Here is a 26,960-nt window from a genome sequence, read left to right as displayed (position 1 = left end):
ATAATAGTGGCTGAGCCCTACCTATTAATTGATTTAGAATCGATTAAACATAACGCGAAAGTTCTAAGTGCAAAAACAGATGCTAAATGTGAGCTTATTGGTGTAATAAAAGCAGATGCTTATGGACATGGTGCATTAGAAGTTTGTCAAGCTATTGACTCTATTAGCACTTTTGCTGTCGCTCGCCTATCTGAGGGGCTAGCTTTAAAGAGCTCAGGTGTAAAAAAAAATATTTTAGTTTTCTCTGGTGTTAATACATACGATGATCTAATGCAGGCTATTGAGCATGAGCTTATAGTTGTAGTCCACTCCGAGAGTCAACTTGATATTTTGAGAACGCTTTCTACAGAAACCGAGTTGCAATGTTGGATTAAGTTTGACAGCGGTATGCATCGTTTGGGGCTACATGCTGATGAGCTTGATCGTACTCTTGAAGCTCTAAAATCTATGCCAAATATCACGGTAAAAGGGATCTTGAGTCATTACTCTTCTGCTGACAATGATTCTGAGCGAAGTCTTTTCCAGTTAGACAGTTTTGAAAGTACTACGTCTAACCTAAATGTGAGAACCTCAATTACAAACTCTGCAGGGCTTTTACAAGGTTACTTCAATGGTCAAAGCTATGCTAGAGTCGGTCTTTCACTATATGGCCTATCCCCTTTGTGCGATAAAATAGGTCCAGACTTAGGGCTGCGCACATCTCAATCTTTAAAGGCCTATGTTACCTCGGTGCGTCGCCATTCTAAAGGTGAACCTGTAGGTTATGATGGTGTTTGGGTTTCTGAGCGAGACACCAATTTAGCGGTGATTGGGGTTGGGTATGCGGATGGTTACCCTAGAAGTGCAAAAAATGGAACGCCAGTGCTGATCAATGGGGTTGAATACCCCCTTGTTGGGCGGGTTTCTATGGACTTAATCAGTGTCGATATTGGGAATAATTCTGCCGTCAAAGTGGGAGATGAAGTGACCCTATGGGGTGACTCTCTACCAATAGAACACATTGCGAAATGTGCTGGAGTTATTCCTTATGAGCTTCTAACGGGTGTTTCTAAGCGTGTAAGTCGTCGTTATTCTAGTAACTAAATGGTCAAGCTTTGGTAGTAATATTACGTCCAGAGATAGTCAGGTTTTATATTTGGTATCAATATGATATTTACATCTAAAGGTTATCTATACCTATTATTGGCGACGATAATTTTGTTTTTTATATCTCGACAAAATATATTAAACTTAGGAGCTTTAGCATACTTTAATCATATATACATACTGATTTGTATTGTCGCATTCTTTATCTGTATTATATATAAACCAGTTAAGAAGAGCTTTCTTTTTCTCTCATTTATACTTTTTACGTATTCGGCTTTCATGGTTTTTAGAAGTGGCATTCCTGTAATAAATATTTTACAAACGTTCTTGACTTTGAAGTTTGTATTTGTTTTCTTTGTTATGGCTTATGCTTTAAATACAGATAGACCAATGTTATTGGCTAAGTTTACGAAAGCACTTACGTATATTTTATTGTTCTCTTCTTTGTTTGTTGTTTCTGATTATTTAGTTCCTAATATATTATATACATTGGCAAAAGATGGTCGTGGGATTATGGGGATTACACCGGGATCTTTTTTCGGATCTCGTGTTTTATACTCTGGGTTTCTTCTCTTATACAGTATTTTGTTATTGTCATTTAAATACAATGATGATTCAAAAAGATATTTTATTTATAAACCTAAGCTTTACTGGTCTCTACTCTTTTTTTCCTTTTTTTTATTATTTCTAACATTTTCTAGGAAAGAGCTTTTAATCCTCTTAGTTGCATATGGCATTACCGTAATGTACAAAAATAAGGGGATAATAAGATTGATAGGTTCGATATTTCTCGTTCTTTCTACTCCAATAATCTTAGGAGGACTTTGGGTATTAATTGGTGACTCTGTTCTTGAGAACTTCAACGAAAACTATGTCCGTTATAAGATCTTTTATTATGCGATGGAGATATTCGAGTATAACTTCCCATTTGGTGCTGGCCCGGGGACATATGGAACCGTCATGTCCAAGATGTACACAGATGTGTATACCTTTTTTAACGTAGATAGGGCAATTATTGGTTATGGAAGTCAGATCGAAGGGCCGATTTTTGATCTGTTCTTTGTTTCACTGATTGCTGAGTATGGCCTTGGAATAATATTTGTTATGTGGTTTATCTTTCAGCCTTTTTTTGCTGAAAAAGATGGCTATGTTGACCAGGTTGTCCATGTTAGGTTGATTCGTATTAATGGATTTTTGATGCTTGTTGGGATTGGCTCGATGGTACCCATTATGGGGAATATGATAGGATTATTGCTTTTCTTTTTACTAGGGATATTGACGTCGAACAACGCTATCTTTGTTCATAGTCGGAAGCGAACAAATGCATAAAGTCGTAGAAACACATATTCTTGAAAACAACCTTAGCAACGAAGCTGAGGTTTGGCCTCTACTCAAATACCAAATGACTCGCCATATCACTCTGTCTAAAGGGGTGGAGGATATGGAGTTTAAATCAAAGTCATATATCTCATTGCTGCTTTCTCTGATTTTTAGCTTCTGCAACTTATTTAGGGCGAGATTCAATAAAAAGGCCACGGCTTACTTTGGTGCATTCTCCCGAGTTTCAATAAATGAGGGCGTGATTTATGATGAATTTGTTTCACCTGAAAAGCAGAAAAAACTTTGTACTTTGTATCATTGCTCAAATTTTGAAGGTGTAAAACTCCTGACGTGCTTCAAGCGTGGTGTCATCTTTGAAAACCTGATCATAAAACTGCTAGTCGTGTTCATTAAACGTTTTGGTGGGCGTGCACGAACTCCTGAGCTCTCAGAGGAATTCTTCGCCTTATTGAATCAAGAATATGGCGTTTCCAAACAGACAGTAGAAGCCTTTTTACTAGATTACGAAAGTAAGAAAGCTGCGTATACGAAGCTCTTAAAATGGTTAGGCGTTCAAAACGTAGAAATCGTCTCTGCATATACAAAACCAGCCATTGTGAGTGCAGCAAACGGACTCGGCATTAAGACCCTAGAATACCAACACGGCTTACTAGCGCCTTACCACCCTTCGTATCACTATGTTGGTGAAGAACTTTGGCGCAGTAGCATGTTGCCAACCCGTCTGAAGCTTTATTCAAGTTATTGGCAAATGAAAATGCGCCAAGCTAACTTCGTTCCTGAACATGGAATAGAAGTCGAGGGGGCGTTACCCCAAGCTTGTGACGAAGTGAAGAAAGAGGTGTTCAACCAAGTAGGGAATGACAAGTTCTTCATTTTTACAGGACAAGGCATTTGCTATACGGAAGTTGCTGACTTTGTTGCAAGTTTAATCGAACAATTCCCAAACTATACCGTAGTTTATCGACCTCATCCGCGTGAGCATCAAAACCATACTCAACTCTCTGCGCTAGTACAAAACGAAAAATTCAAAGTAATCGACCGAGATGCCTACCAAGATACGCTTACTTTAATTGGTGCATCTAAAGCTCACTTCTCAATATTCTCCTCTTGTCACTTTGAAGCTTTAGAGCTTCTTGGGAGAACTTACGTACTTGATGTCGTGGAAAACAACTTAATGAAAGAAGGTGGTGAGGACGAAAATATAATCTTCATTACTAAAGCATCCCAAATTATGGACATATAGTGCCAAAGTACTTCTATGAAAAAGTTAAAGCTCGTAATTTATTATTTATTTTTCTACAACTTACCTAACTCAAGATACTTGCCACTGTTTAGTAAACTTCGTTGCTGGTACTTGACTCGAGTATTAAAAGTTGTAACGGCACATCCAAAAAACCGATTAGAGAATAGAATTTACATCTCCAACGCTTCTGAGTTAAAAATCGGTCATAACGTCCGCATCAACGAGAATGTCTTCATTCAAAGTGCCACAATAGGCAACAATGTAATGATTGCGCCAAACGTAGCAATTCTTTCCAGCACGCATAGTTATGAAAGATTAGATATTCCGATGGTTGATCAAGAAGATGTGTTTGGCCTTCCGCCAGTTATTGAGGATGATGTTTGGATCGGTAGAAATGTTGTTATAAAGCATGGCATTACTATTGGGAAGGGTGCAATTGTTGGTGCGTGCTCGCTGGTGACAAAAGACGTCCCAAGTTATGCAATTGTTGGTGGTGTACCAGCAAAAGTAATTAAATATAGAAGTGCCCAAGAAACAGAAAAGAAGTGCGAAAATGAATAAAACATGCAAAATTGGTGGGCTAGATATCTCTGCATTCGACAGTATGGATCACGCTGTTGACTCTATCTTACATCAGGGAAATGTTGTTAGTGGCTTTGCTGTTGCCGTGAATGCTGAAAAAATCGTATCAAGCTATGAACAGGCTGATGTAAAGAGAATCCTAGAGTCTGCGAGCATTCGTTATCCAGATGGGGCTGGGGTTTCTTTGGTCATGTCCAGGCGCGGCTGCCCAAGTGCGAGAATTCCTGGTTGTGACTTATGGTTGGAGCTAATGAAAGGGTCTGCACCGCTGAGTGTGCCAGTATTTATCGTTGGCGCTAAACCAGAGGTTAACCAACAGACCGTTGATAAGTTAAAACAAGAACTTAATGTTAATGTCGTTGATGCTTGCGATGGCTATTTTAAAGATGAAGCGGAGCTTATAAACAGAATTAAGGAAAGCAAAGCGAAAGTCATAACGGTGGCACTTGGCTCTCCTAGACAAGAGAATTTTATTAACAAATGTCGTGAAGTTTATCCAGATGCCTTCTACATGGGGGTAGGCGGTACTTACGATGTGTTCACGGATCGAGTGAAACGTGCTCCTCAATGGGCTCAGAAGTACAACCTTGAGTGGTTTTACCGTTTAATATGCCAACCGACAAGAATTACACGTCAAATTAAGCTTGTTAAATACTTGTCTCTAGTGGTGACAAAGAAAGCTTAATTTTACTTTCTTGTATAAATAGAAAAATGCCCACGGTGTTGCGGGCATTTTTTTGATTTCAAATTATATTACAAAGAGTTAGCTATTTGAAATCGTAACTGTTTCAGGCTTTCCCAGCTTGCTACGCACATAACTGGTGATGCGCCAAACGTAAGACAGAATAAAGCAATAAGCCACAAAACAGGCGATGAAGGTATAGAACATGATAGCTTCAGATAGACCGGTCAATTCACCATAGATACCAAATGCCGCATATGCAGATGCAATCAGGCAAATCACAACAAGAGTTTGTTTCGAGCTTAAACCCATACGTTGGAAAATATGATGCAAGTGTTCTCTGTCAGGTTTGAATGGCGAATCCCCGCGGCGAACGCGGCGAATCATGATGGCCGCCATGTCCATCAACGGAACCGCAATTAACCACAATGCTGTTACTGGACGCATCAAAGGTTTGCTTTCTGCTTGGCTGACACCGAGCAACAGCCAAATAACTGTAAAGCCAATCATCATGCTGCCTGCGTCACCCATAAATACTTTTCGAGCGCGCCCTAAAATACCCAAGTTCATGAAAATATACGGCAGCATGGCAACAATAATTACCACACAGAGGTAAGCTAAGCCGTGTTGGGCGTCTACCCTCAATAAATAGGCAAGAGCGCCAAAGGTTACAATAGAAAGCCCACCCAGAAGACCATCAATGCCGTCTACCATATTAAAAGCATTGATTGCACCTATCACCGCTAACACTGTAATCACAATGCCAGTCCAACCTAAGTTGATTTCACCAAAACCGAACATGTTTCCTAAACTGTGCAGTTCAATACCGGCAATATGAATCATCACTAAAGACAAGCCAGCCTGAACCCCCATGCGTATCTTGAAACTCAAGTCGACCTTATCGTCGATGGCTCCGATAAGCGTTAAGAGTGCGATAGAACATACATACAGCCAACTGTATTCGATAACTTGTGGTTTAAAGGTGAGAAACTGGATAAGAACAATGCAGATAGAGATCCCACCGATAAGTGGAACAGCACCTTCATGTAACTTCCTTTCGTTTGGTTTATCGACTAAGCCAACCGACTTAGCAACCTTACGCATGAGAAACAAAGTGGCAAACGAAGAAAAGAAGATAAATAGAAGTTCCAGAAACATAATAGTGCCAACTGCCATTGTAATTATTCGACGGCTATTTTAACCGACAAGGTAACTATCTCAAGGAGAAAATAAGCAACGAAATGGTAGCAAAACGTTACTTTTACACTATTTCTCCTGATTTACTTATCAGTAAATTAAAGCACAATGTTCGTTTTTTTCCTGGCAAAATGTTGATACAGCTCCGCTTTTGCCATTCTTTCACCATGAATCAAATGCACTTCTTTTGGCGGCGGATTAATTCCTTCTACAAATCGAATTAGATCAGATTGATCTGCATGAGCAGAATAGCCAGACATCGTATGTATTTGAGCTTTCACTTTAATTTTCTTTCCTTCGATATCAACCTCACTCGCCCCTTCTTGAATTTCTCTCCCTAGCGTTCCTTCCGCTTGATAGCCAGCAAACAGCAAATCATTACGACTATCTGGTAACAACGCATTAAGATAATTTACCACTCGACCACCTTCGCACATCCCAGAAGCCGCAACCACAATAGCTGGCTCAGACGTGCTCGCCAGACGATTCACCAATCTCATATGTTCAGCATGAGTCTCGATCGTAATACATTGTTCAAACGCTAAAGGGTGACGTTGCTGCTCCAAACGCTGCTTCGCTTCTTTACCCCAAAGCTTTTTAAAGCGCCGATAAGTTTTTGTCACCTTCCGTGCTAAAGGCGAATCAAGAATAATCGGTAGGGCTCCATGTAAAGACTCCTGGTACAAAAGCTGTTCAATATCGAATAACAGTTCTTGTGTTCTACCTACACTAAAAGCAGGAATAACAATCACACCACCATCTTCCAGTGCATGTTCGACAATAGAAAGCAGCCGAGCACTTCTACTTTTCACACTTTCATGATGCTTATCACCATAGGTCGATTCGATAAACAAATAGTCCGCTTTTTCTGGTGGCTTAGGATCAGGAAGTAAAGGCGTATCACTTGGGCCGAGATCGCCGGAGAATACAATTACGTCATTATTTGAGAGTTTAAATTCCAAATAAGCAGAGCCTAAAATATGGCCCGCAGGTTGAAAGCGTAAATAAGCCAACCCCTTAAGAGGAAGCCATGTGTTGTACCGGCACGGCACCAATCGCTGCTTAATTAGATTTAAGATGTGCTGTCTTTGATGCTTGCCTAAACCCAGCTGCAGCTTTAATCCATCCTCTAGCATAAGAGGGACCAACTCAGCAGTAGCTTGTGTGCAGTAAATTTTTCCTTTAAAACCCGCAGCGAGTAACCACGGTAATCGGCCTATGTGGTCAATATGAGCATGAGTCAGCACCAGTGCTTTTACCTTGGCTAAGGAAAATTCTATCGCCATCGAACGGTCATGACGGCCTACCAATGCATCCTTACCCTGAAATAATCCGCAGTCGATCAAAATGCTCCCGTGCTCGAGTTGCAGTTCGTGACAAGAGCCTGTCACCGTATTCTTCCCACCATGATGAAGTACTTTCATAACGATCTCCTTTTCATGAGCATCAATGTAATGAATTCAAGAAAGAAGAGGGAGAGGCAACCAGCCAGATAAACACAAAAGTAGGAGTCAAAATGCTAGGAGAGTGTCAAATGGTATTTTTAGTTGCACTAAATTGTGATGCATATTCCACATGGTCAACTTTTTGCATTTTGTAATAAATAAAAATGAATAAATGCGTATTATAAAACGCGTTTTAGGTAGGCAGAATTTACGATCTTCTTGTCAAACTGACAGTTTGCATTTTGGCCAGTTGTCATAAGAAAGCCATTTTTTTGTCAGTGTTGTGCTTTTCGTTGCAACCTGTTTGCTATACAATCCTTTGCCTTGAGCACAAATGATAAAAAAACAAATGCATTGCCTTTAGGAGCCAGACCTAAGGGCGGTAGCGTGCCAAAAAGCAAAAAAAGTTCTCCGAGTGACATAAAAATGTCGCCAGACAATAAATACAATTAAGCACACTGTTGCATTTCTGGCAAGGCTCTATAAGTAAAATAGAGACTTCAAACAAACACTTAAAGCACCTCCTGTTACGTCAGAGGAGGACAAAACAGTAATGAACACTGTTTTAAAAAGATAATGGCTAGGCATCAGGTTTATCAACCAATACCTATCAACCACAGTCTTCACAAGAGCTTCTTCTTTGCGAAAATGACTGACCCGCCTAAATTATCTACCTAGATTTATGTTTCCCAAAGGTATCGCTTGCGCACTTGTGGCGCATTCGTTCGTGTCTTTTCCTCTGGGGTTATTGTGCTGTCCGGCAACAATGCTTTTTTGCTTTTTAATATAAGAAGAAGTGTTGTGTCCATCACTCGCGATTATTCACATCAACGTCCTATTCTTTGGCCTAGGTTATTTACAATGTCTAAAAAGAAAATTCTCACCGTATTCGGTACACGTCCAGAAGCCATAAAAATGGCTCCTCTAGTTCATGCGCTTGCAAATGATGAGCGATTTGACGCTAAGTGCTGCGTTACCGCTCAACATCGAGAAATGCTGGATCAGGTTTTAGAGTTATTTGAAATTAAGCCTGATTACGATCTTAACCTGATGAAGGCTGGTCAATCACTGAACGATGTAACGGCCCGTATCTTACTGGAACTTAAACCAGTACTTCAGGAGTTTAAGCCAGATGTAGTGCTTGTACACGGTGATACTGCAACTACCTTTGCTGCAAGCCTTGCAGCTTACTATGAGCAAATTGCCGTGGGCCATGTAGAGGCAGGTCTGCGCACTGGCAATATTTACTCGCCATGGCCAGAAGAGGCAAACCGAAAACTAACTGGTGCGTTAACTACCTATCACTTTGCTCCTACAGAAACCTCGCAACACAATCTGCTACAAGAAAGCATCAATTCAGACAATATCAGCATCACAGGTAATACCGTTATCGATGCTCTATTGATGGTTAAAGACAAAATTGATAACGACAGCGCGCTTAACCAACAATTGGCAAGCCAGTTTCCAATGCTTGATGAAAACAAAAAACTGATTTTGGTTACTGGTCACCGCCGCGAAAGTTTTGGTGGCGGTTTTGAACGCATTTGTGAAGCTTTAGCTAAAACCGCGCAAGACCACCCTGAAGCACAGATCTTATACCCAGTACATCTAAACCCGAATGTAAGAGAGCCAGTAAATCGCATTCTGTCAAACGTAGATAATGTGCATCTTATCGAGCCTCAACAATATCTGCCATTTATCTACCTAATGAGTCGAGCACATATCATTCTTACCGACTCTGGCGGCATCCAAGAAGAAGCGCCTTCCCTAGGCAAACCTGTATTAGTTATGCGTGACACAACAGAAAGACCAGAAGCCGTTGCCGCGGGCACAGTAAAGCTAGTGGGTACAGATGTAGATAAGATTGTCACTGGTTTAGATGTATTACTGAATGACAAAGAGGCTTACCAAGCGATGAGCTTTGCACACAACCCTTATGGTGATGGTCTAGCATGTCAGCGTATTCTAGAAGAATTAGCAAAATAATCATTTAGTTAGGAAAAATTATGTCTTTTGAAACAATCTCAGTTATTGGCTTAGGTTACATCGGCTTGCCAACCGCAGCCATGTTTGCATCACGTAAGAAAAAGGTAATAGGTGTTGATGTAAACCAGCATGCAGTTGATACCATCAACCAAGGCAAAATCCATATTGTTGAACCGGATCTCGATATGATCGTAAGTGCAGCAGTGTCTGAAGGTTACTTGAAAGCAACCACAATGCCAGAGCCAGCAGATGCATTTCTGATTGCGGTCCCAACGCCATTTTTGCCATGTAAAGAAGGCGAAGTACCAGCGCCTGATTTGTCTTACATTGAAGCGGCAAGTAAAGCCATTGCCCCCGTTCTTAAAAAAGGTGACCTCGTTATTCTTGAATCTACGTCACCAGTGGGGGCCACAGAGCAAATGGCCGCTTGGCTAGCTGAAGCTCGTGGTGATCTGACTTTCCCACAAACGCATGGTGCACAAGCGGATGTTAATATCGCTCACTGTCCGGAGCGTGTATTGCCTGGCCACGTTGTTCGTGAATTGGTAGAAAATGATCGCGTTATTGGTGGTATGTCTACTCGCTGCTCTGAGCGCTCAGTGGAGTTGTACCGTACTTTTGTGCAAGGTGATTGTGTCGTGACAAATGCGCGCACAGCGGAAATGGCAAAACTGACAGAAAACAGCTCGCGTGATGTTCAAATCGCTTTTGCTAACGAACTTTCAATCATTTGCGACAAGCTAGACATCAATGTATGGGAATTGATCGCATTGGCGAACCGCCACCCTCGCGTAAACATCCTTCAGCCAGGACCTGGTGTAGGTGGCCACTGTATTGCAGTTGATCCTTGGTTCATTGTGTCAAAAACACCAGAAGAAGCACAAATTATCCACACGGCACGTAAAGTGAATGACGGCAAACCGGAGTGGGTAATTAATAAAGTAAAACTGGCCATTGCCGAGTTTTTACAAGCAAACCCAGATAAAACAGCCCGCGAGGTGACGGTTGCTTGTTACGGTTTGGCCTTTAAACCTGATATTGATGATTTGCGTGAAAGCCCTGCAATGGCAATTACACAAAAAATTGCCGAAATGCATGCAGGTCGTGTTATTGCAGTAGAACCAAACATTGATGCAGTTCCAGATAAACTTAAACATGTTGAGCTAATGGACTTTGAAGTCGCACCGAAAGAAGCGGATATTCAAGTACTACTAGTTGATCATAAAGAGTTTAAGGGAAATCCTGTTCAAACTGGAATTACTATCGATACTAAAGGTATTTGGTAAATGAAAATATCAATTATTATCCCCGCTTATAATGCGGAAAAAACTATAAAAAGGGCTGTTGAAAGTTGTAAGTCATTTAAAAAAAATCTAAGTGAAATAATAGTTATTGATGACTGCTCTACAGACAATACCTTTAATGTTCTAAAAAAATTAGAATTAGAGTTAGATAATATGAAAATATTCAAAAACAACACTAATAAAGGAGTTAGCTACAGCAGAAATTTTGGTGTAAATATGTCTTCTGGTGAGTATTGTATATTTCTAGATTCTGATGATTATTACTTGGGCAATGCTGGAGTTGTGGTGCACAATGAAATATCTAGAAGTGAATATGATGTTTATTGTTTTGGTTATATCATAAATGGAAAATTAAGCCCTAAGCCTAATGTTGAAAGAAAATTGTACTTGGAATTCTTTGATAAGAAGTTCTCAAATACTAACACAATCGTTTCGAGTAAAGCTGTATTGGAGGCTAACAAATTTAGAGAAGATTTTAAAATAGGTGAAGATACAGACTTATGGTTTAGGTTGTTATGTAAGTATAAATCAAAGTATGTCGATAAAAATATCGCATACTATGATTATTGTCCTAAAATTAATGATGTTGATGAACATCCTGTCTTAAAACTATCTCTATATGAAGTTAATATTCCAGAATTAGAAAAAACATATATAAGAAATAAAGTAACAAACAGCCTTCTTCTAAGGGGAGTCTTTTCCCGCCGCTTAAGTATCAATAAATCTTTCCAGCACCTCGGTATGAAAGGTGTTATTTTTTGGCTTGGTGGTGAATGTTTATTTAGTATTGCTTGGAAATTTAAACATGGAATTAAAAATGCGTAATTGGGGTGTGGTTGGATATTATGGTCAAGGAAATTATGGTGATGATTTGTTTTGTCTTATAATGTCCCACTTGTTAAGTGACGACTGCAAAATAATAAATGGAAATGTTAGAAGTGAAAGGAATATAAATTATTTTCGCCCTTCAATTATCTATAAACACATTAACAAAAAAAACAAAATAGGGTTAATGTCTAGAGTGGTTTCAAATTTAATAACACCCGTTTTATTTAAAAATGTTGTATTTGGAGGTGGCTCTGTTTTTGGTAAATATGCATCTTACAAACAAAGAAAAATATTGGTCGATTCCGCTAATGTGTTCAATTCAAAGTTATATGCCTTTGGTGTTTCAGTTGGACCTTTTTCGTCTAAGGATGAAGAGAATAAATACCTTAAATTATTATCTAAATTTGATAAAGTTTTTGTTAGGGATCATTCATCTATTGAAGTTCTAGAAAGTTCTGAGATAAAAGTGAATTTTATTGCTAGTCAAGATATGGCATTTTGCCTACCAAAAATCATTCCACACAAAGATAGAGTTAACGGAAGGTTACTATTGGCAATTCACAATGTGTTGGATTATGAATTGATTGTAAATAAAATTGTTGATATGCGAGAAAATTTCAATGAGATCATTGTTCTTGCAACGGAAAAAATTGACTTTGAGTTTTCAAAACGAGTTTTCTCTGAACTTAAAAAACACTCTGACTTATTGATTAATGTTAAATTTATATCTTATTGGGAACAAAATATAGAAGATGTAGTATCTATTATATCATCATCAGAATATATCGTAACTACAAAGTTGCATGGGGCTATTACAGGAATTGCATATGGGAGAAAAGTAGCGTTGTTTGAATATCAAGAAAAATGTACAGAGCTACTAGTTAAAGTTGGTTTTCCTAGAGAGCATTTGAACTATGGTGACGTTTTTAAGTTTATTAATAATATTGATAATTTGGATTTAATGAATGTTGATATAGATCTTTCTGATCTTGTTTATAGTCATATCAGAGATTTGCGAAATGACTATGCATTATCTTAGAAATTTAAAATCTATAATTTTTTTTGGTTTTATCTTTTGTTTGATATTTTCTGGTGACTACTACGTATCAGATTTAAACGTCTACTTGTTTTATGTTGTATCTATCTTTTCTATCTATTTTATTCGTTTTGAAAAAAAAGAGAACTACTATGCTATCTTAGTGTATCTATTTTTTTTATTGTTGTGCGTAATTAGTTCTCCGATTAAATTTCTAGAGGATGGGTATTATCATTCTTTTGTTTTTTCTCTTATTGCTTTTTTTTGCTTTTCTATATATATCGATTTATTCAAGGAGCCTAACAAAAATTTGGCAATTGCTTCGTTGCTCTTGATTTTTGTGTTCTTTGTTATAGTTATTGTTAATCCAAGTCAAACTAATAGAACGAGTTTTATCTTTGGTCCTACGATATTATATCGAGTGGTTTTGTTTTTTTATGGAGTCGCTCTAATCTATTTTTTAAAAAATAGTAAATATTTCTCTTTTATTTTTATTACTGGTGTGACTTTTTTTTGTATTTTAAAAATAGGCTCAAGAGGTGGGATTGTTGTTATGTTTGCAATGCTCTTTAGTGGCTTGTTTTTCTTTGCTAGACTTAAAAGTTTAATTAAATTCATCCCTTTAATTATAATTCCTGTATTATTTTTTGTTGATTTTGATTATGTTCTAAGCTCCAGAGCATTTTATTTTTCCTCTGAATCTGAATCCAGCAACGTTAGGCTTGATAAGTTGAGTATGGTTTATTCATTTATGGACTCTAAGTTTAGTGAGATTTTTTTTGGGTTAGAAGTTCCTAGTAAATTAGTTGGGAATTATCCGCATAATATATTTGCAGAAATTTTGTTCTATCATGGTTTTTTTGCCTTTGTATTATTTTCGTTATTCTATTCTTTTACATTTATAGTTCCATTTTTAACAAAGGATAGAGAGATAAAATCGATATTCATTATTTCTCTTCCTATCCTTATCGGTTCGCAGTTTTCTGGAAGGTTATTAGATAACTACTTTATAATGCCAATCGTTTTTACAATTCCAATTTATTATATTTTTGTGTCTAGAAAAAATGAAAAAATATATAGCAATAATATTGTTTAAATCTATGTCTTCATTACTATTGGCATTTCTGCCTTTATTTTTAATGAAAGTTTATGGCAGTGAGTTTTCTGGTGAGTTTACGTACTATTTTAGTCTTGTTGTTGTGTTTTCGGTATTTGTTAAGCTTGGTTTGGATGTTGATTTTATAAAAAGAAACGCTAAGTTTAAATTGAGGCTATCTAGATTTAACTCTGCTTACAATACATCGCTTTTAGTGTTTTTTGTACTTAATACATTATTGGTCTATATGGTGTTAAATTTCATATTTGACTATTTTGTTTCATTGTCTTTAGCGCTGTGTATTTTGGCTTTTTCTGTAATAAGTTTATGTTCGACGTATTTATATAACAATTACAGATTATTTTGGGGTTTGTTTTTTGGAAGTGCTGGGTGGGTTTTTATATTTATTCTTTTGAGAAGTTTTTTTTCGCATAATGTTTACTATATTCTTTGCCTTTCTCTTTTGTTTCCATTTTTTTTGTTTTTATATATTTTTAAAGATAGGTTCTTATTACTACGAGTAAAAAAATTTGTTATCCTGTTTTATTTTATCGCTCCTTCTTATTTTATCATAGCTTTTGTTCCAATATCATTTAACTATCTGTCAAATTTGTTTGTTGGCGAGATGTATGGTTATGACTCTCTAGCTAATTATGTGGCTATAACTAGATATGGATTTGTTATCTCTTTTGTTTTTATTTCTATTAATCAGTTTGTTTCACACAGAATCAGAACTGCATTTATGTCTCATGGATATGTAGATGAATTTCCAAATTATGTTATAAAGGTTAATAAATATTTATTTTGGATATCTAGTCTTGTGTTTTTAATCATGTTTTCTACTTTGGGGTTGTACATTGATTATTTTAGTCTAAGTGATGGGTTGTATTATCCTGCGTTGATTTTTATGACTGGTTCTTATTTTAACTCTGCTACGGGATGTGTTGCTAGTGTTTTAACTATGACAGGTTATCAAACATTTGTTAGTAGGGTTTTATTACTATCATTTGCTTTTTTCTCTTTTTTATGTGTATTACTTATAGGTTTTAATTTACTAGGAGTAACTGTTTCTTATCTTCTAGCTATGATTTTTCAGAATGTAATCCTTTTATTGAAAGTTAAAAAAGAGCATAATTTTAACCCAGTATCGGTATTTTAAATGAATATTCTTTATTTTCACCAACACTTTTCAACACCTAAAGGTTCCACAGGAATACGTTCCTACGAGATGTCAAAGCGCCTAATTCACCATGGGTATAATGTCACTATGGTATGTGGCACATATGGTGGAGGAGAGACAGGGTTAGAGTCAGAGTTTATTGGTGGCAAACGTGAGGGCGTCGTCGATGGTATCCGCATCATTGAGTTTGATTTGGCGTATTCCAACTCAGATGGCTTTCTTAAAAGAAGCATGACATTTGTTAAGTTTGCACTCAAAAGTATCGGCTTAGCTTTTACAGAGAAATACGATGTATTGTTTGCAACAACAACACCATTAACAGCGGGTATTCCAGGTATTTTTGCACGTTGGTTACGTGGAAAGCCGTTTGTATTTGAAGTAAGGGATTTGTGGCCTGAATTACCAAAAGAAATGGGGGTAATTACAAACCCTATCATTTTGGGTTTGATGTCTCTATTAGAATGGGCGTCTTATCGCAGTGCGAATCGATGTATTGGCCTTTCTCCTGGCATTGTCGAGGGAATCAAGAAGCGTGGAGTACCTAAAGACAAAATCGCGATGGTGCCCAATGGCTGTGATCTCTCCATCTTTACTCAACCAAGCGAGCCATGGCGACCAGAAGGTGTCGCGCAAGAAGATTTGATGGCGGTTTTCACTGGCACTCATGGTATGGCGAACGGTTTGGATGCTGTCTTAGATGCAGCGACAGAGTTACAAAGCCGTGGCCGAAACGATATTAAGTTAGTTTTGGTGGGGCAAGGTAAGCTAAAACCACAATTGGAGGCGAAAGCTAAAGAGATGCAGCTGAATAACGTTGTATTTCACCCTCCTGTAAATAAGCAGAAGTTGGCGGGTTTGATGGCAAGCGCTGATGTTGGAATGCAAGTGTTGGCAAATATCCCTGCTTTTTATTACGGAACATCTCCGAATAAATTTTTCGATTATATTTCTGCGGGCCTCCCTGTGATTAATAACTACCCAGGTTGGTTAGCAGGGATGATAGAAGATTCTCAGTGTGGCTTTACTGTGGCTCCGGAAAATCCGCAGGCGTTTGCAAATGCCCTAGAGCAGGCGGTAGATAATCGAGAGGCGCTTGTTAACATGGGGGCATCCGCTCGACAGCTTGCTGAAAGTCAGTTTGACCGTCAGTTGTTAGCTGATAAATGGGTTCAGTGGGTAGTAGGAACGGCTCAAACAGATGTGAAATCTGCAGAGGTAAATAATGAAAAGATCATTTGATTTCACGGCTTCTTTATTTGCCCTTATTTTACTTTCACCGATTATCGCGCTCGTAGCTTGGAAAATACGCAAGAACTTAGGCTCGCCCGTGTTGTTTCGTCAAACACGTCCTGGTTTGCATGGCAAACCATTTGAAATGGTTAAGTTCCGTACCATGAAAGATGCAGTCGATTCACAAGGAAATCCACTTCCTGATTCCGAGCGAATGACTCCGTTCGGAGACAAATTGAGAAATTCAAGTCTCGATGAGCTTCCGGAGTTGTGGAACGTATTGAAAGGTGAGATGAGTTTAGTGGGGCCACGTCCTTTATTAATGCAGTACTTACCGCTTTATAGTAAAGAGCAAGCAAGACGTCACGAAGTCAGGCCTGGCGTAACGGGCTGGGCTCAAATTAATGGGCGTAATGCGATTAGTTGGGAAGATAAGTTTAAGCTCGATGTCTGGTATGTCGATAATCGTAACCTATGGCTAGATATCAAAATTCTGTTCCTAACCGTTAAAAAAGTGTTTGTGAAGGAAGGAATATCGGCAGATGGCCATGTCACGATAGAACCTTTTACTGGTCAATCAAAGCAGAGCGAAGTCCATGAATAGAACTTGCGCAATTTTAGGCGCTAGTGGTCACGGGAAAGTCGTTGCTGAAATTGCGGAGCTAAATGGTTATACAAACATTGAGTTTTTTGATGATCGCTGGCCAGGGTTGCAAAATGTGGAGCATTGGCCAGTCAAAGGGAATTCCGAAACCTTGTTAAAGATAGCGGCGCAGTTTGATCTAACGGTGATAGCCATCGGCAATAATAAAATCAGGTTAGAAAAGCAGAATCAGCTCAGTACAGCTGGCGCTAAATTCTCTGTACTAGAGCACCCTAGGGCCACAATTAGTCGGCATAGTCAGCTTGATAAAGGTACGGTGGTCATGGCTGGTGCTGTCATCAATCCTTTTGTCAAAGTTGGTAAAGCATGCATTATTAACACGGCCTCAACGATAGATCATGACTGCCATTTAGCGGATGGCGTACATGTTAGCCCTGGTTGTAATCTTGCGGGCGGGGTAACTGTCGGGGAAGGTTCTTGGCTCGGTATCGGAAGCCAAGTTAAACAACTTATTTCCATTGGTACGGGCGTAATGGTAGGAGCCGGCGCGACTGTCCTGAACCATGTACCAGACTTGCAAACTGTTGTGGGTACGCCTGCACAGCTCGTAAACTCAAAATAACATTCTCAGAATAATTTTTATTTAGGTGGCATCGTGCTTAATACTCCATTTTCTCCATGGCCTTCTTTTACTCAAGAAGAAGCCGACGCAGTTAGTCGTGTACTACTGTCAAACAAAGTAAACTACTGGACGGGTAGTGAGTGCCGTGAGTTCGAAAAAGAATTCGCAGCTTGGGTTGGATGTGATCATGCTGTTGCACTAAGCAATGGTACCCTTGCACTTGATGTCGCGCTTAAAGCGTTAGCGATTGGTGAAGGGGACGAGGTTATTACGACGCCTAGAACGTTCCTTGCTTCTGCGTCTTCTATTGTTACGGCTGGCGCCAACCCTGTGTTCGCTGATGTGGATCTCAATAGCCAAGCCATTACGGCAGCGTCGATTGAAGCGGTCCTAACTCCTAAGACTAAAGCGGTCATCGTTGTTCATTTGGCTGGTATGCCGGCAGAAATGGATGACATCATGGCGCTTGCAGAAAGACATGGTTTTTATGTTATTGAAGATTGTGCTCAAGCACATGGCGCGAAATATAAAGGCCGCAGTGTCGGCACAATTGGTCACATTGGTGCTTGGTCATTCTGTCAAGATAAGATCATGACGACAGGCGGTGAAGGTGGCATGGTGACCACGAATGATAAAGATTTGTGGTCAAAAATGTGGTCTTACAAAGATCATGGTAAAAACTATGACGCGATTTATAACCGTCAGCATCCACCAGGCTTTCGCTGGTTGCACGACAGCTTTGGAACCAACTGGCGTATGACTGAGCTACAAGCTGTGGTTGGTCGTATTCAATTGACTCGCATGTCAGAGTGGACGGCAAAACGCCAAGCCAATGCGGCACAAATCGATGAGGCTGTTGCAGATCTCAATATCGTTCGACGCGTTCACGTGCCTGAGCATTCGCAGCACGCTGAATACAAACATTACCTTTTTGTTGAGCCTAAACATTTGGCAGAGGGCTGGACGAGAGATCGCATTGTGGAAACCATTGTGGAACGTGGTGTTCCGGCTTATCAAGGTAGCTGCTCTGAGGTGTATTTAGAAAAAGCATTTGATAATACGCCATGGCGACCAGAAAAACGTTTGCCGAATGCAGTGCTGTTAGGTGAAACCAGTTTAATGTTTTTGGTTCATCCAACATTATCGTCAGAAGAAGTCGCTAAAACGTGCGGTGTGATCCGTGAAGTGTTGTTAGAAGCGCAGAAGTAAACCAGTTCAGTCTAAGTGGGACGCATAAATAATAGTGCTTTAATATGTCGTTATTTATGTTTTCCTGTAACAGCGTCCCACCACTTGATGAAAATGTAAAATGTCTGCTACGCAGATTGCTTAAAAGATGCGATGCAGTGAGATAATATGCAATTAATGGTTCTATACATAATCATCAGGTTGTATAATCTTTGCTCAGGCTATCTCATAATATTAACTAGCATTACCACCAAACTCTAAAAATAAACTTGGGGTAATGAGGCTTACATACTGTCATGATTGAAAATAATTCCAAACTTAACGTCATTTGGTCTTTACCGAGATATCAAAAGCGCCTTATTAGTATCGGAGTGGATTTCTTTATTATCTCTGCTGCTTTTATGTTTGCTTATTGGTCTCGCATTGGTGAATTCCGCCCACTTCCAGATATAAGCAGTAACTATGTATTGTTGGCAACCATTGTCTGTACTCTTGCTGTTTTTGTCTCGTTTGGCCTCTACCGAGCGGTGCTACGCTATTTAGGCTTTCATGTTCTGGCAGTCGTCGGGTTGGGTACGATTCTATCTGCGCTTTGTGTGGCCAGTTTTGCTTTCGCATTTGATGCCCAACTACCACGCTCGATTCCTTTTATTTATGCCGCTTTTCTTGCGATCGGAGTAGGGACTAGCCGTCTGCTGGTAAGGAGCTTGGTTGCTCAATCGGTACACAAAGCTGGAGCGCCAGTTCTTATTTATGGTGCTGGTAGTGCCGGTCGTGAGCTTGCGTTTGCGCTGCGACAATCAGAAACCTACCGAGTTATTGGCTTTGTCGACGAAGACAAAACGCTTCAAAACACAATGCTAATGGGTTACCGAGTCTATACAGCGGATAACGCGATGAAGGCGATTAGAAAGTATGAAGTAAAAAAAATCTTACTTGCTATTCCTAGCGCTTCAAACAAACGTCGTAAGGAAGTCTTAGATAGAATTTCTAAACTGCCTGTTGAAATCCAAACCGTTCCAGATATGAAAGATATCCTTACGGGTAAGGCGAAAATTGATGAACTGAAAGAGGTTCCGATTGGTGATTTGTTAGGTCGAGACCCTGTTCAGCCGCAACAAGTATTAATGGAAGCGAACATCAAGAATCAAGTAGTGATGGTGACGGGAGCTGGTGGTTCAATTGGCTCTGAGTTATGTCGTCAGATTTTAAACTACTCGCCAAAATCATTGATCTTATTTGAACTGTCTGAATTTGCGTTGTATCAGGTGCACAGTGAATTGAGTCAAATCATTAAAGCTAACAATCTGAGCATTGTCGTCGTTCCATTGGTTGGCTCTGTGCAGAGACAAAATCGCTTAGAAACTACCATGAAAGCCTTCGAGGTGGACACGGTTTACCATGCTGCGGCGTACAAACATGTTCCGCTGGTGGAGTACAACGTTGTTGAAGGTGTAAGAAACAATGTGTTTGGCACTTACTATACAGCGCAAGCGGCGATTGATGCAGGTGTGAAGAATTTTGTTCTTATTTCTACTGATAAGGCTGTTAGACCAACGAACGTGATGGGTGCGACTAAACGTATGGCTGAGTTGGGTCTACAGGCGTTGGCACAGCAACAAAACCGAATTCGTGAGAGCAACCCTAATCTGGGTACGCGTTTCTGCATGGTGCGCTTTGGTAATGTTTTGGGTTCGTCTGGCTCGGTAATTCCTGTATTCAAAAAACAGATTGAGAAGCGAGAACCTATTACGGTCACCCACAAAGACATTACTCGATACTTTATGACAATTCCAGAAGCGGCCCAGTTGGTTATTCAAGCTGGGGCGATGGGTAAAGGTGGCGATGTATTTGTTCTCGATATGGGGGAGCCCGTTAAGATTGTCGATCTAGCGAAGAACTTGGTTTACCTGTCAGGGCTCGAAGTTAAAGATGAAAACAATCCTCATGGCGATATAGAGATTCTCTTCACAGGTTTGAGACCGGGAGAGAAGTTATATGAAGAGCTGTTGATTGGAGATGACAATGTTTCCGAAACGGCACACGCACGTATTATGACCGCGCAAGAAAGTTACCTACCACTAAAGGAGTATGAAATCTTAATCGACAAGCTCGATGTCGCCTGTCACAACTTCCAACACGAAGTGATTCGTCGCTTGTTACTCGATGCTCCTACAGGCTTTAATCCGGTGGACGGCATTGAAGATCTCGTATGGAAGCAAAATACTCGCACTGCGGAGTTATATACTTTTGAACCAAAGCAAAGTAATGCAAGTGAAACTTGATGCTTTTGTCTGGTTGGTAAATAATAGAAAAATTAATAAGATATGTTGTCTTGGTACTCGCAGTGGTGATTTGTTTACTACGAGCGTAACGTGAACATGTCGTAATCTCAAAAAGGCACTTCTGAGTGCCTTTTTCTGTATTCAATACATTAACAGTGGCTAAAACTGATGGCACAGAAAACGATAAAAACAGGGATAGCAGCATTATCGCTGCCGCTACTGGTAAGTACTTCTCTTACCGCTCAGGAGTTGGCGACGCTGCCTTCGAACCAAAGCTTTACCGGATTGACTTTTACGCCCAATGCACAGTCTTTAAATTACGGCGATTTTTCTTTTACCTACGCTCAAGGCTTACCATTTAGGACGGCAGTTCAAGATTTAGATTCTCTAAAATTCTCGTTCGGTATGTTTGATGGCTTGGAAGCTCACGGAAGAATTGTAACGGATGACTATACTTCAAATTGTTTTTACGATTGTGGTGATACCCGTGATTTATCTATGTCTTTCAAGTATCAGGTCCCTAACTTTTGGGGTTCGGAGAATCTCGACTTTGCTCTAGGTATTCAGGACTTAGGTGGCTCAGCCAATCAGTTCAGTACGAAATATGCGGTTGCAGATTACTCGTTCGGCTTTGCTCCGGTTCGCGTTTCTGCAGGTTATGGGCTTTCTGATATCGGATTGGGTGTGATGGATGGCCCGTTCGGTGGTATTGAATATCAACCATTGAGCTTTTTGCAGGTTAGCGGAGAATACGACGCAGTGGAGTTTAACTCTTCGGTCAAGCTTTTTACCCCACAAGGCACATTGCCTTATGATGTGACAGCCTCGCTCAGTTATCAGCTTTACTCTGGCCACAATACTGATGAACAAAATATTTGGAACGCGGCACTTTCAGTACCTCTAGTTACTGGGTATACACGTTCTCGCGATTACTCGCGCAATAATCTCACGTTAATGGAAAAGCTGTCTTTGGAGCAGAATAAAGCTAAAGAGGCTTCTATCTCTGCTTTAGTGAGCGCGCTTCGTAATGAAGGCTTTGTGAATATTCAAATCGGTTTGCTGAATCAAACAACCGTAGTGGCGCTAGAAAACCGTCGTTATAACCATAACCAAGTAGATGGTTTAGGTGTTGCTATGGGGATCATCTCTAGCCACCTAGGTCAAAACGCGGTATCAGAAGTGGGTGGTGATTCAGAGCGTATTGAGCTATTTATGCTCGCAAACCAAAAGCCCGTTGTGAGCGTGCAAGTGAATTCAACGTGCTATCAGAGTTTTATCAATGGTTCTGCTGCGTGCGAGGATATTAAGTTCACGACACGAGATTTAGCCGAAAAACTTGAGTTGGTTAACTGGAAAACAGAGCGCGTAAATAGCGGCGCACTAGCCTCTCAACTTGTCTTTTCACCAATGGTTCGTCATGCCGTTGCGACCGAGTTTGGTGTTTATGACTACTCTTTTGCGATGTCGAGCAACTTATATACCTACCTTTGGTCTGGCGCGGCTGTCGATGTTCGCCATATTTTGCCGTTAGCGGAAACTGACGATTATGAAAAATGGGGATACTTTGAGGATAGTGCTTACGAAAATGATATCGAACGCGCAATGCTGCACCAATTCTTCCGTTTACCTTATGTCGATATTGCGAACCAAGTATCCATCGGTTTGGCGAAAACAGATTATATTGGCGCGAGAAGTGAGTCTACATGGTTTTCTCAGTCTGGTGCGCACGCTTTGAGTTTGGAAATGAGCTACTTCCAGCACGTCGATGAGAAAGATGAAAATGGCTATGAAACTCTCGATCGTCAAACTTCGCTAGCTCGCTATACTTTTTCAATGCCCGAATGGGATTGGCAGTTTAACGCGACAGCGGGTGAGTTTTGGCGGGGCGATGTTGGTGCTAAGCTAACAACATCGCATTGGTTTGAGGATATTGAGGTTTCTGCTACTTATCAGGTTACTAAGTACAAAGATACTGATGAAGAGCAGTTTGTCGCTGTGTCAGTCAAGCTACCACTAACACCTTGGCGTGATATGTCTCCTGGCTTATTGCAGGTTCGAGGTAACGAAGCTTATGACTTTAATGTGATGACGCGAGTAGGCAATGACGTCAATTTCTTAAGTGATGGACAAGGTGATGAGCTTATCATGGACAACAGCATGCTACGTCGTTACTTCAACCGTGGTCGTTATGGTAGCGATTACTTTGAAGAGAATAAGATTCGCTTACGTAACGCCTACCTGCGTTACTTATCAACTCAGTTAGACTAAACCCATAGAACAGTACGATGTATAAAAGCGGCCAATGTGCCGCTTTTTTATTTTCTAATGTATGAAGCTTAGGTTGCACAATATTGTTTCACTATCCAAAAATTAAAACTATTGATATTCTGATATAAGAACTAAAGATTAGGGTATTGGAATGAAAATAGCGGTTGCCGGTACGGGGTATGTCGGGCTCTCTAATGCGATGTTGTTAGCCCAAAACCACCAAGTTGTTGCACTTGATATTGTAGAAAAAAAAGTTGAGTTGCTTAACAACAAGTGTTCACCCATTGTAGATAAAGAAATTGAAGATTTTCTGTCTAATCGAGAACTAGACTTTACTGCTACCACGGACAAAGAGCTCGCCTACAAAGGTGCTGATTTTGTTGTTATAGCAACGCCAACGGATTATGACCCACAAACCAATTACTTTAATACGGCTTCCGTCGAAGCGGTGATAAAAGATGTAATGGCGATTAATCCAAATGCTGTAATGGTAATTAAGTCTACAGTGCCTGTGGGTTATACTGCACGCATTAAGCAAGAGTTAGGTTGTGAAAATATTATTTTCTCGCCAGAGTTTCTTCGCGAAGGCAAAGCACTTTACGATAACCTCCACCCATCTCGCATCATTGTTGGTGAGCGCAGTGCACGTGCTGAGACATTCGCCAATCTTCTAGTTGAAGGGGCGGTAAAAGAAGACATCCCAGTTTTGTTTACTGATTCTACAGAAGCTGAAGCGGTTAAGTTGTTCTCAAATACTTACCTTGCAATGCGCGTAGCTTATTTCAATGAGTTAGATTCTTATGCTGAGGCGCATAATCTTGATTCTCGCCAAATTATCGAAGGTGTTGGTTTGGACCCCCGTATTGGTAACCACTACAACAATCCTTCATTTGGATATGGTGGTTATTGTTTACCAAAAGATACCAAGCAACTTCGTGCAAACTATCAAGATGTCCCAAACAGTATTATTGGGGCCATAGTGGAAGCCAATCGCACTCGTAAAGACTTTATTGCTGAGTCTATTCTCAAACGAGAACCTAAAGTGGTTGGGATATACCGTTTGATAATGAAAGCTGGCTCAGATAATTTCCGCGCTTCGTCTATTCAAGGTATTATGAAGCGTATCAAGGCAAAGGGTATTGAAGTGGTGGTGTATGAACCAGTACTTCAGGAAGACGAGTTCTTTAACTCACGTGTAATCAACGACCTGAATGAGTTTAAACAAAGCGCCGATGTGATTGTCTCTAACCGTATGGTTGAAGAACTTACTGATGTGGCTGATAAGGTGTACACGCGAGACCTATTTGGTAGTGATTAGACTTTAGTTAAGATGATCGTGTGTAATCTAATACACAAACAAAAAGGGATGCATGATGCATCCCTTTGTTATTTTTACTCTCAGTAAAAACGAGATTAAGCTTTTGCTTTAGCCGCTGCTTTAGCGATTGCTGCGAAGCTTTTCGCGTCTAGAGAAGCACCGCCAACTAGAGCGCCGTCGATGTCTGGTTGTGAGAAGTAAGCTTCAGCGTTTTCTGGCTTAACAGAACCGCCGTATTGGATGATTACTTGTGCTGCAACTGCTTCGTCTTTCGCTGCGATTAGTGCGCGGATAGAAGCGTGGATGCGTTGTGCGTCTTCAGCAGTTGCTGCTTTACCAGTACCGATAGCCCAGATTGGTTCGTAAGCGATGATTGCGCCGTTTAGAGCTTCAACACCGTAAGTGTCGATAACTGCGTTGATTTGACGTGCACATACAGCTTCAGTTTCGCCAGCTTCGTTTTGCGCTTCAGACTCACCGATACAGAAAACAGGTGTTAGGCCGTTTTCTTTTAGGAAGTTGAATTTCTTAGCGATAAACTCGTCAGATTCGTTGTGGTATTCACGACGCTCTGAGTGACCGATGATGATGTGAGTAGCACCGAAATCTTTCAGCATTTCTGGAGACATATCGCCAGTGAACGCACCGCTGTTGTTTAGGTCAGTGTTTTGAGCACCTAGGATGATCTTGTTACCGCCTTCAGCGATTACGCGCTCTGCTAGGTCGATGTAAAGTGCTGGTGGAGCGACTGCTACGTCAACACCTTCAACGCCTTCAAGTTCAGCGTTAAGACCAGTTAGCAGCTCAGTTACCATTGCTTTGCTGCCGTTTAGTTTCCAGTTACCCATCACTACAGGACGACGCATAGGAATATCTCCCTTATCTTTAATGTAAATAGTCAATTAATGTAAAAAATCTACGTAGGAATATAACAGAATAATGTGAACAGATCATGATTGGCGTCATGTCTTGTCCGGCTTTATTTGTTGATTCGACCAAGCATCGATCCTGTTATTTTTGTCAAAAGCAACCGATTGGTGATCGCGTAGACAGAATGATAGTTCATTCCTCGGAAATTGCTGCTGAGATTGGTATTACTACGCGCTGGAATTAATTGTTGTAGAAAGGAATCAAAATGCCAAATCTCGTTTTAGAGTATTCAAACTCGGTGGAAGAACGCGTCAATGTTCAGGGGTTGCTGGAGGATTTACATAAAACGGCGTTAGAAAGTGGCCTTTTTGAACTCGCGTCAGTGAAATCTAGAACGCTCCGGTGCCACAATTGGTTAATAGGAGAGGAGGGTGATAGCCTCGACTTTATCCATATCAACTTTGATTTGTTATCTGGTCGCTCCCAAGAACAAAAGCGAGAACTGTCACGAGCCTTGATGGCGACACTTCAAGAGCAAGCTAGTCACGTGCACAGTTTAACGGTCAATATCCGAGACATGGATATAGATAGCTTCCAAAAGGTAGTGAACTAGGTGGTGCTGGATTGCCCGAGAATAGCGAGGGGTTATTGTTACGAATTCTCAGCCTGGCTCTGCTTATTGTAAGGTCGTTGTGGGCACCCAAGCTATCGGTGTCCTTTCCAAACTATATCGACTCGGCTAATCTATAACCTTTCTACTTTGGGGTAAAATTTGATGTCGACTAAAGAGTTACTGTTTTCTTTTCAAGGACGTATAAACCGTAAAACCTACTGGATTTGGAACGTCATTTACTATGTGTCCATTCTAGGCTTTGGTGCCGGTATCAGCCAACTGCTTCCTACTCTCTCCTATGTGCTTCTTCCTATTTTCTTGGTGGTTCTGTTGATCCCTGATTTGGCGATCACCACCAAGCGTTGGCACGACCGCAACAAATCGATATATTGGCTAGCACTGAATATTCCGTTGATTATCGGACGAATTGCCACGCCAATGACCAGCCCTGCCGCGCAAGAGCCGTCGACCCCACAGATGTTCGTCGCTTCCATTTCTCTGATTTGTGGTTTATGGATTCTAATTGAATGTGGGTTCTTAAAGGGAACATCAGGACCAAACCAATATGGCCCTGAGCCGGAGTAATTGCTTCAAGTATCCTGCGTGCTGAAAGTAGATTCTTAGTCTCGCTAAGGCTCGCTAGAATGACGCTCCTTTTTGGTTTAGAGGCTGATAAAGTCATCGTTATTCTGAACAGAGAGGTGCGAGTGTGGTTCAGAATCTATCATCCGATTGTACGGTGGTTTAGGTGAACGGGAAAGAATAGGAGCTTGCTGTTACGAGATTTTTAGTCTCGCTAAGGCTCGCTAGAATGACGATCCTTTTTGGTTTGGAGGCTGTTAAAGTCATCATCATTCTGAACAGCGAGGAACGAGGTGATTCAGAATCTATCATCCGATTGTACGGTGGTTTAGGTGAACGGGAAAGAATAGGAGCTTGCTGTTACGAGATTTTTA

At 40.4% G+C, this 26,960-nt stretch carries 23 protein-coding genes; 20 read left to right on the top strand and 3 right to left on the bottom strand.

Annotated elements, in window-relative coordinates; all coding sequences use genetic code 11:
* Positions 1-6 precede the first annotated feature (6 nt).
* From alr to R7P69_RS10760, 5 genes are all read left to right on the top strand, one after another.
* On the top strand, positions 7-1,083 hold the full coding sequence (alr, locus tag R7P69_RS10780; RefSeq protein ID WP_085569706.1) for an alanine racemase: 1,077 nt from the start codon (positions 7-9) through the stop codon (positions 1,081-1,083).
* A gap of 282 nt (positions 1,084-1,365) precedes the next feature.
* On the top strand, positions 1,366-2,415 hold the full coding sequence (locus tag R7P69_RS10775) for a hypothetical protein (RefSeq protein WP_238842876.1): 1,050 nt from the start codon (positions 1,366-1,368) through the stop codon (positions 2,413-2,415).
* On the top strand, positions 2,408-3,670 hold the full coding sequence (locus tag R7P69_RS10770) for a hypothetical protein (protein WP_085569704.1): 1,263 nt from the start codon (positions 2,408-2,410) through the stop codon (positions 3,668-3,670). Before R7P69_RS10775 ends, R7P69_RS10770 begins: the two co-directional genes overlap by 8 nt.
* Before the next feature lie 15 nt (positions 3,671-3,685).
* Positions 3,686-4,231, top strand: a complete 546-nt coding sequence (locus R7P69_RS10765; RefSeq protein ID WP_054574219.1) for an acyltransferase — start codon at positions 3,686-3,688, stop codon at positions 4,229-4,231.
* Positions 4,224-4,937, top strand: a complete 714-nt coding sequence (locus R7P69_RS10760) for a WecB/TagA/CpsF family glycosyltransferase (protein ID WP_054574220.1) — start codon at positions 4,224-4,226, stop codon at positions 4,935-4,937. The genes R7P69_RS10765 and R7P69_RS10760 overlap by 8 nt, the downstream gene beginning before the upstream one ends.
* Positions 4,938-5,015: 78 nt before the next feature.
* Here the strand turns inward: R7P69_RS10760 and wecA are convergent, their stop codons facing one another.
* Together wecA and R7P69_RS10750 are read right to left on the bottom strand one after the other, a co-directional pair.
* Positions 5,016-6,092 (bottom strand): UDP-N-acetylglucosamine--undecaprenyl-phosphate N-acetylglucosaminephosphotransferase, encoded by a 1,077-nt coding sequence (gene wecA / locus R7P69_RS10755; protein ID WP_054574221.1) that lies wholly within the window; start codon positions 6,090-6,092, stop codon positions 5,016-5,018.
* Between the two features lie 137 nt (positions 6,093-6,229).
* The gene (locus R7P69_RS10750; protein WP_238952179.1) at positions 6,230-7,555 is read right to left on the bottom strand and encodes an MBL fold metallo-hydrolase RNA specificity domain-containing protein; all 1,326 of its coding nucleotides are present in this window, start codon (positions 7,553-7,555) and stop codon (positions 6,230-6,232) included.
* A gap of 882 nt (positions 7,556-8,437) precedes the next feature.
* Here R7P69_RS10750 and wecB point away from each other — a divergent pair.
* From wecB to R7P69_RS10685, 13 genes are all read left to right on the top strand, one after another.
* On the top strand, positions 8,438-9,562 hold the full coding sequence (wecB, locus tag R7P69_RS10745) for a non-hydrolyzing UDP-N-acetylglucosamine 2-epimerase (protein WP_238952180.1): 1,125 nt from the start codon (positions 8,438-8,440) through the stop codon (positions 9,560-9,562).
* Positions 9,563-9,582: 20 nt separating this feature from the next.
* Positions 9,583-10,848 carry a UDP-N-acetyl-D-mannosamine dehydrogenase gene (gene wecC / locus R7P69_RS10740; protein WP_238952181.1) on the top strand — a complete coding sequence of 422 codons (1,266 nt, stop codon included), beginning with the start codon at positions 9,583-9,585 and terminating at the stop codon, positions 10,846-10,848.
* Complete coding sequence (locus R7P69_RS10735; RefSeq protein WP_238952182.1) at positions 10,849-11,691, top strand: glycosyltransferase family 2 protein; 843 nt, start codon at positions 10,849-10,851, stop codon at positions 11,689-11,691.
* Entirely contained in the window at positions 11,672-12,733 is a 1,062-nt protein-coding gene (locus R7P69_RS10730) for a polysaccharide pyruvyl transferase family protein (RefSeq protein WP_238952183.1), read from the top strand. The genes R7P69_RS10735 and R7P69_RS10730 overlap by 20 nt, the downstream gene beginning before the upstream one ends.
* A gap of 307 nt (positions 12,734-13,040) precedes the next feature.
* Positions 13,041-13,826: a hypothetical protein gene (locus tag R7P69_RS10725; RefSeq protein ID WP_238952184.1), complete on the top strand. Its 786-nt coding sequence runs from the start codon at positions 13,041-13,043 to the stop codon at positions 13,824-13,826.
* A gap of 4 nt (positions 13,827-13,830) precedes the next feature.
* On the top strand, positions 13,831-14,985 hold the full coding sequence (locus tag R7P69_RS10720; RefSeq protein ID WP_238952185.1) for a hypothetical protein: 1,155 nt from the start codon (positions 13,831-13,833) through the stop codon (positions 14,983-14,985).
* Positions 14,986-16,245, top strand: a complete 1,260-nt coding sequence (locus R7P69_RS10715; protein ID WP_275269519.1) for a glycosyltransferase family 4 protein — start codon at positions 14,986-14,988, stop codon at positions 16,243-16,245. It abuts the gene before it with no gap.
* On the top strand, positions 16,229-16,840 hold the full coding sequence (locus R7P69_RS10710; protein ID WP_047103859.1) for a sugar transferase: 612 nt from the start codon (positions 16,229-16,231) through the stop codon (positions 16,838-16,840). Before R7P69_RS10715 ends, R7P69_RS10710 begins: the two co-directional genes overlap by 17 nt.
* Entirely contained in the window at positions 16,833-17,462 is a 630-nt protein-coding gene (locus tag R7P69_RS10705) for an acetyltransferase (RefSeq protein WP_047103861.1), read from the top strand. Before R7P69_RS10710 ends, R7P69_RS10705 begins: the two co-directional genes overlap by 8 nt.
* A gap of 33 nt (positions 17,463-17,495) precedes the next feature.
* Positions 17,496-18,671, top strand: a complete 1,176-nt coding sequence (locus R7P69_RS10700; protein ID WP_238952187.1) for a DegT/DnrJ/EryC1/StrS family aminotransferase — start codon at positions 17,496-17,498, stop codon at positions 18,669-18,671.
* 275 nt (positions 18,672-18,946) lie between these two features.
* Positions 18,947-20,935 (top strand): polysaccharide biosynthesis protein, encoded by a 1,989-nt coding sequence (locus tag R7P69_RS10695; protein WP_158157165.1) that lies wholly within the window; start codon positions 18,947-18,949, stop codon positions 20,933-20,935.
* A gap of 168 nt (positions 20,936-21,103) precedes the next feature.
* Entirely contained in the window at positions 21,104-23,203 is a 2,100-nt protein-coding gene (locus tag R7P69_RS10690; protein WP_213885607.1) for a YjbH domain-containing protein, read from the top strand.
* 151 nt (positions 23,204-23,354) lie between these two features.
* Positions 23,355-24,521, top strand: a complete 1,167-nt coding sequence (locus tag R7P69_RS10685; RefSeq protein ID WP_047101868.1) for a nucleotide sugar dehydrogenase — start codon at positions 23,355-23,357, stop codon at positions 24,519-24,521.
* A 95-nt stretch (positions 24,522-24,616) separates the two neighbouring features.
* On the opposite strand, the gene tpiA is transcribed toward R7P69_RS10685, so the two are convergent.
* On the bottom strand, positions 24,617-25,387 hold the full coding sequence (tpiA, locus tag R7P69_RS10680; RefSeq protein WP_005384863.1) for a triose-phosphate isomerase: 771 nt from the start codon (positions 25,385-25,387) through the stop codon (positions 24,617-24,619).
* Positions 25,388-25,656: 269 nt separating this feature from the next.
* On the opposite strand from tpiA, the gene R7P69_RS10675 reads away from it, so the two are divergent.
* Both R7P69_RS10675 and R7P69_RS10670 read left to right on the top strand, forming a co-directional pair.
* Positions 25,657-26,004, top strand: a complete 348-nt coding sequence (locus tag R7P69_RS10675; protein WP_017820736.1) for a 5-carboxymethyl-2-hydroxymuconate Delta-isomerase — start codon at positions 25,657-25,659, stop codon at positions 26,002-26,004.
* A 162-nt stretch (positions 26,005-26,166) separates the two neighbouring features.
* Positions 26,167-26,589: a DUF805 domain-containing protein gene (locus R7P69_RS10670; RefSeq protein WP_005384868.1), complete on the top strand. Its 423-nt coding sequence runs from the start codon at positions 26,167-26,169 to the stop codon at positions 26,587-26,589.
* Positions 26,590-26,960: the final 371 nt, after the last annotated feature.

This window comes from Vibrio sp. 661, from assembly GCF_033339315.1.
In the GTDB taxonomy this organism is placed as follows: domain Bacteria; phylum Pseudomonadota; class Gammaproteobacteria; order Enterobacterales; family Vibrionaceae; genus Vibrio; species Vibrio alginolyticus.
The sequence above is the reverse complement of the archived record's forward strand: the minus strand, read 5'-3'. Positions and strand labels throughout refer to the sequence as shown.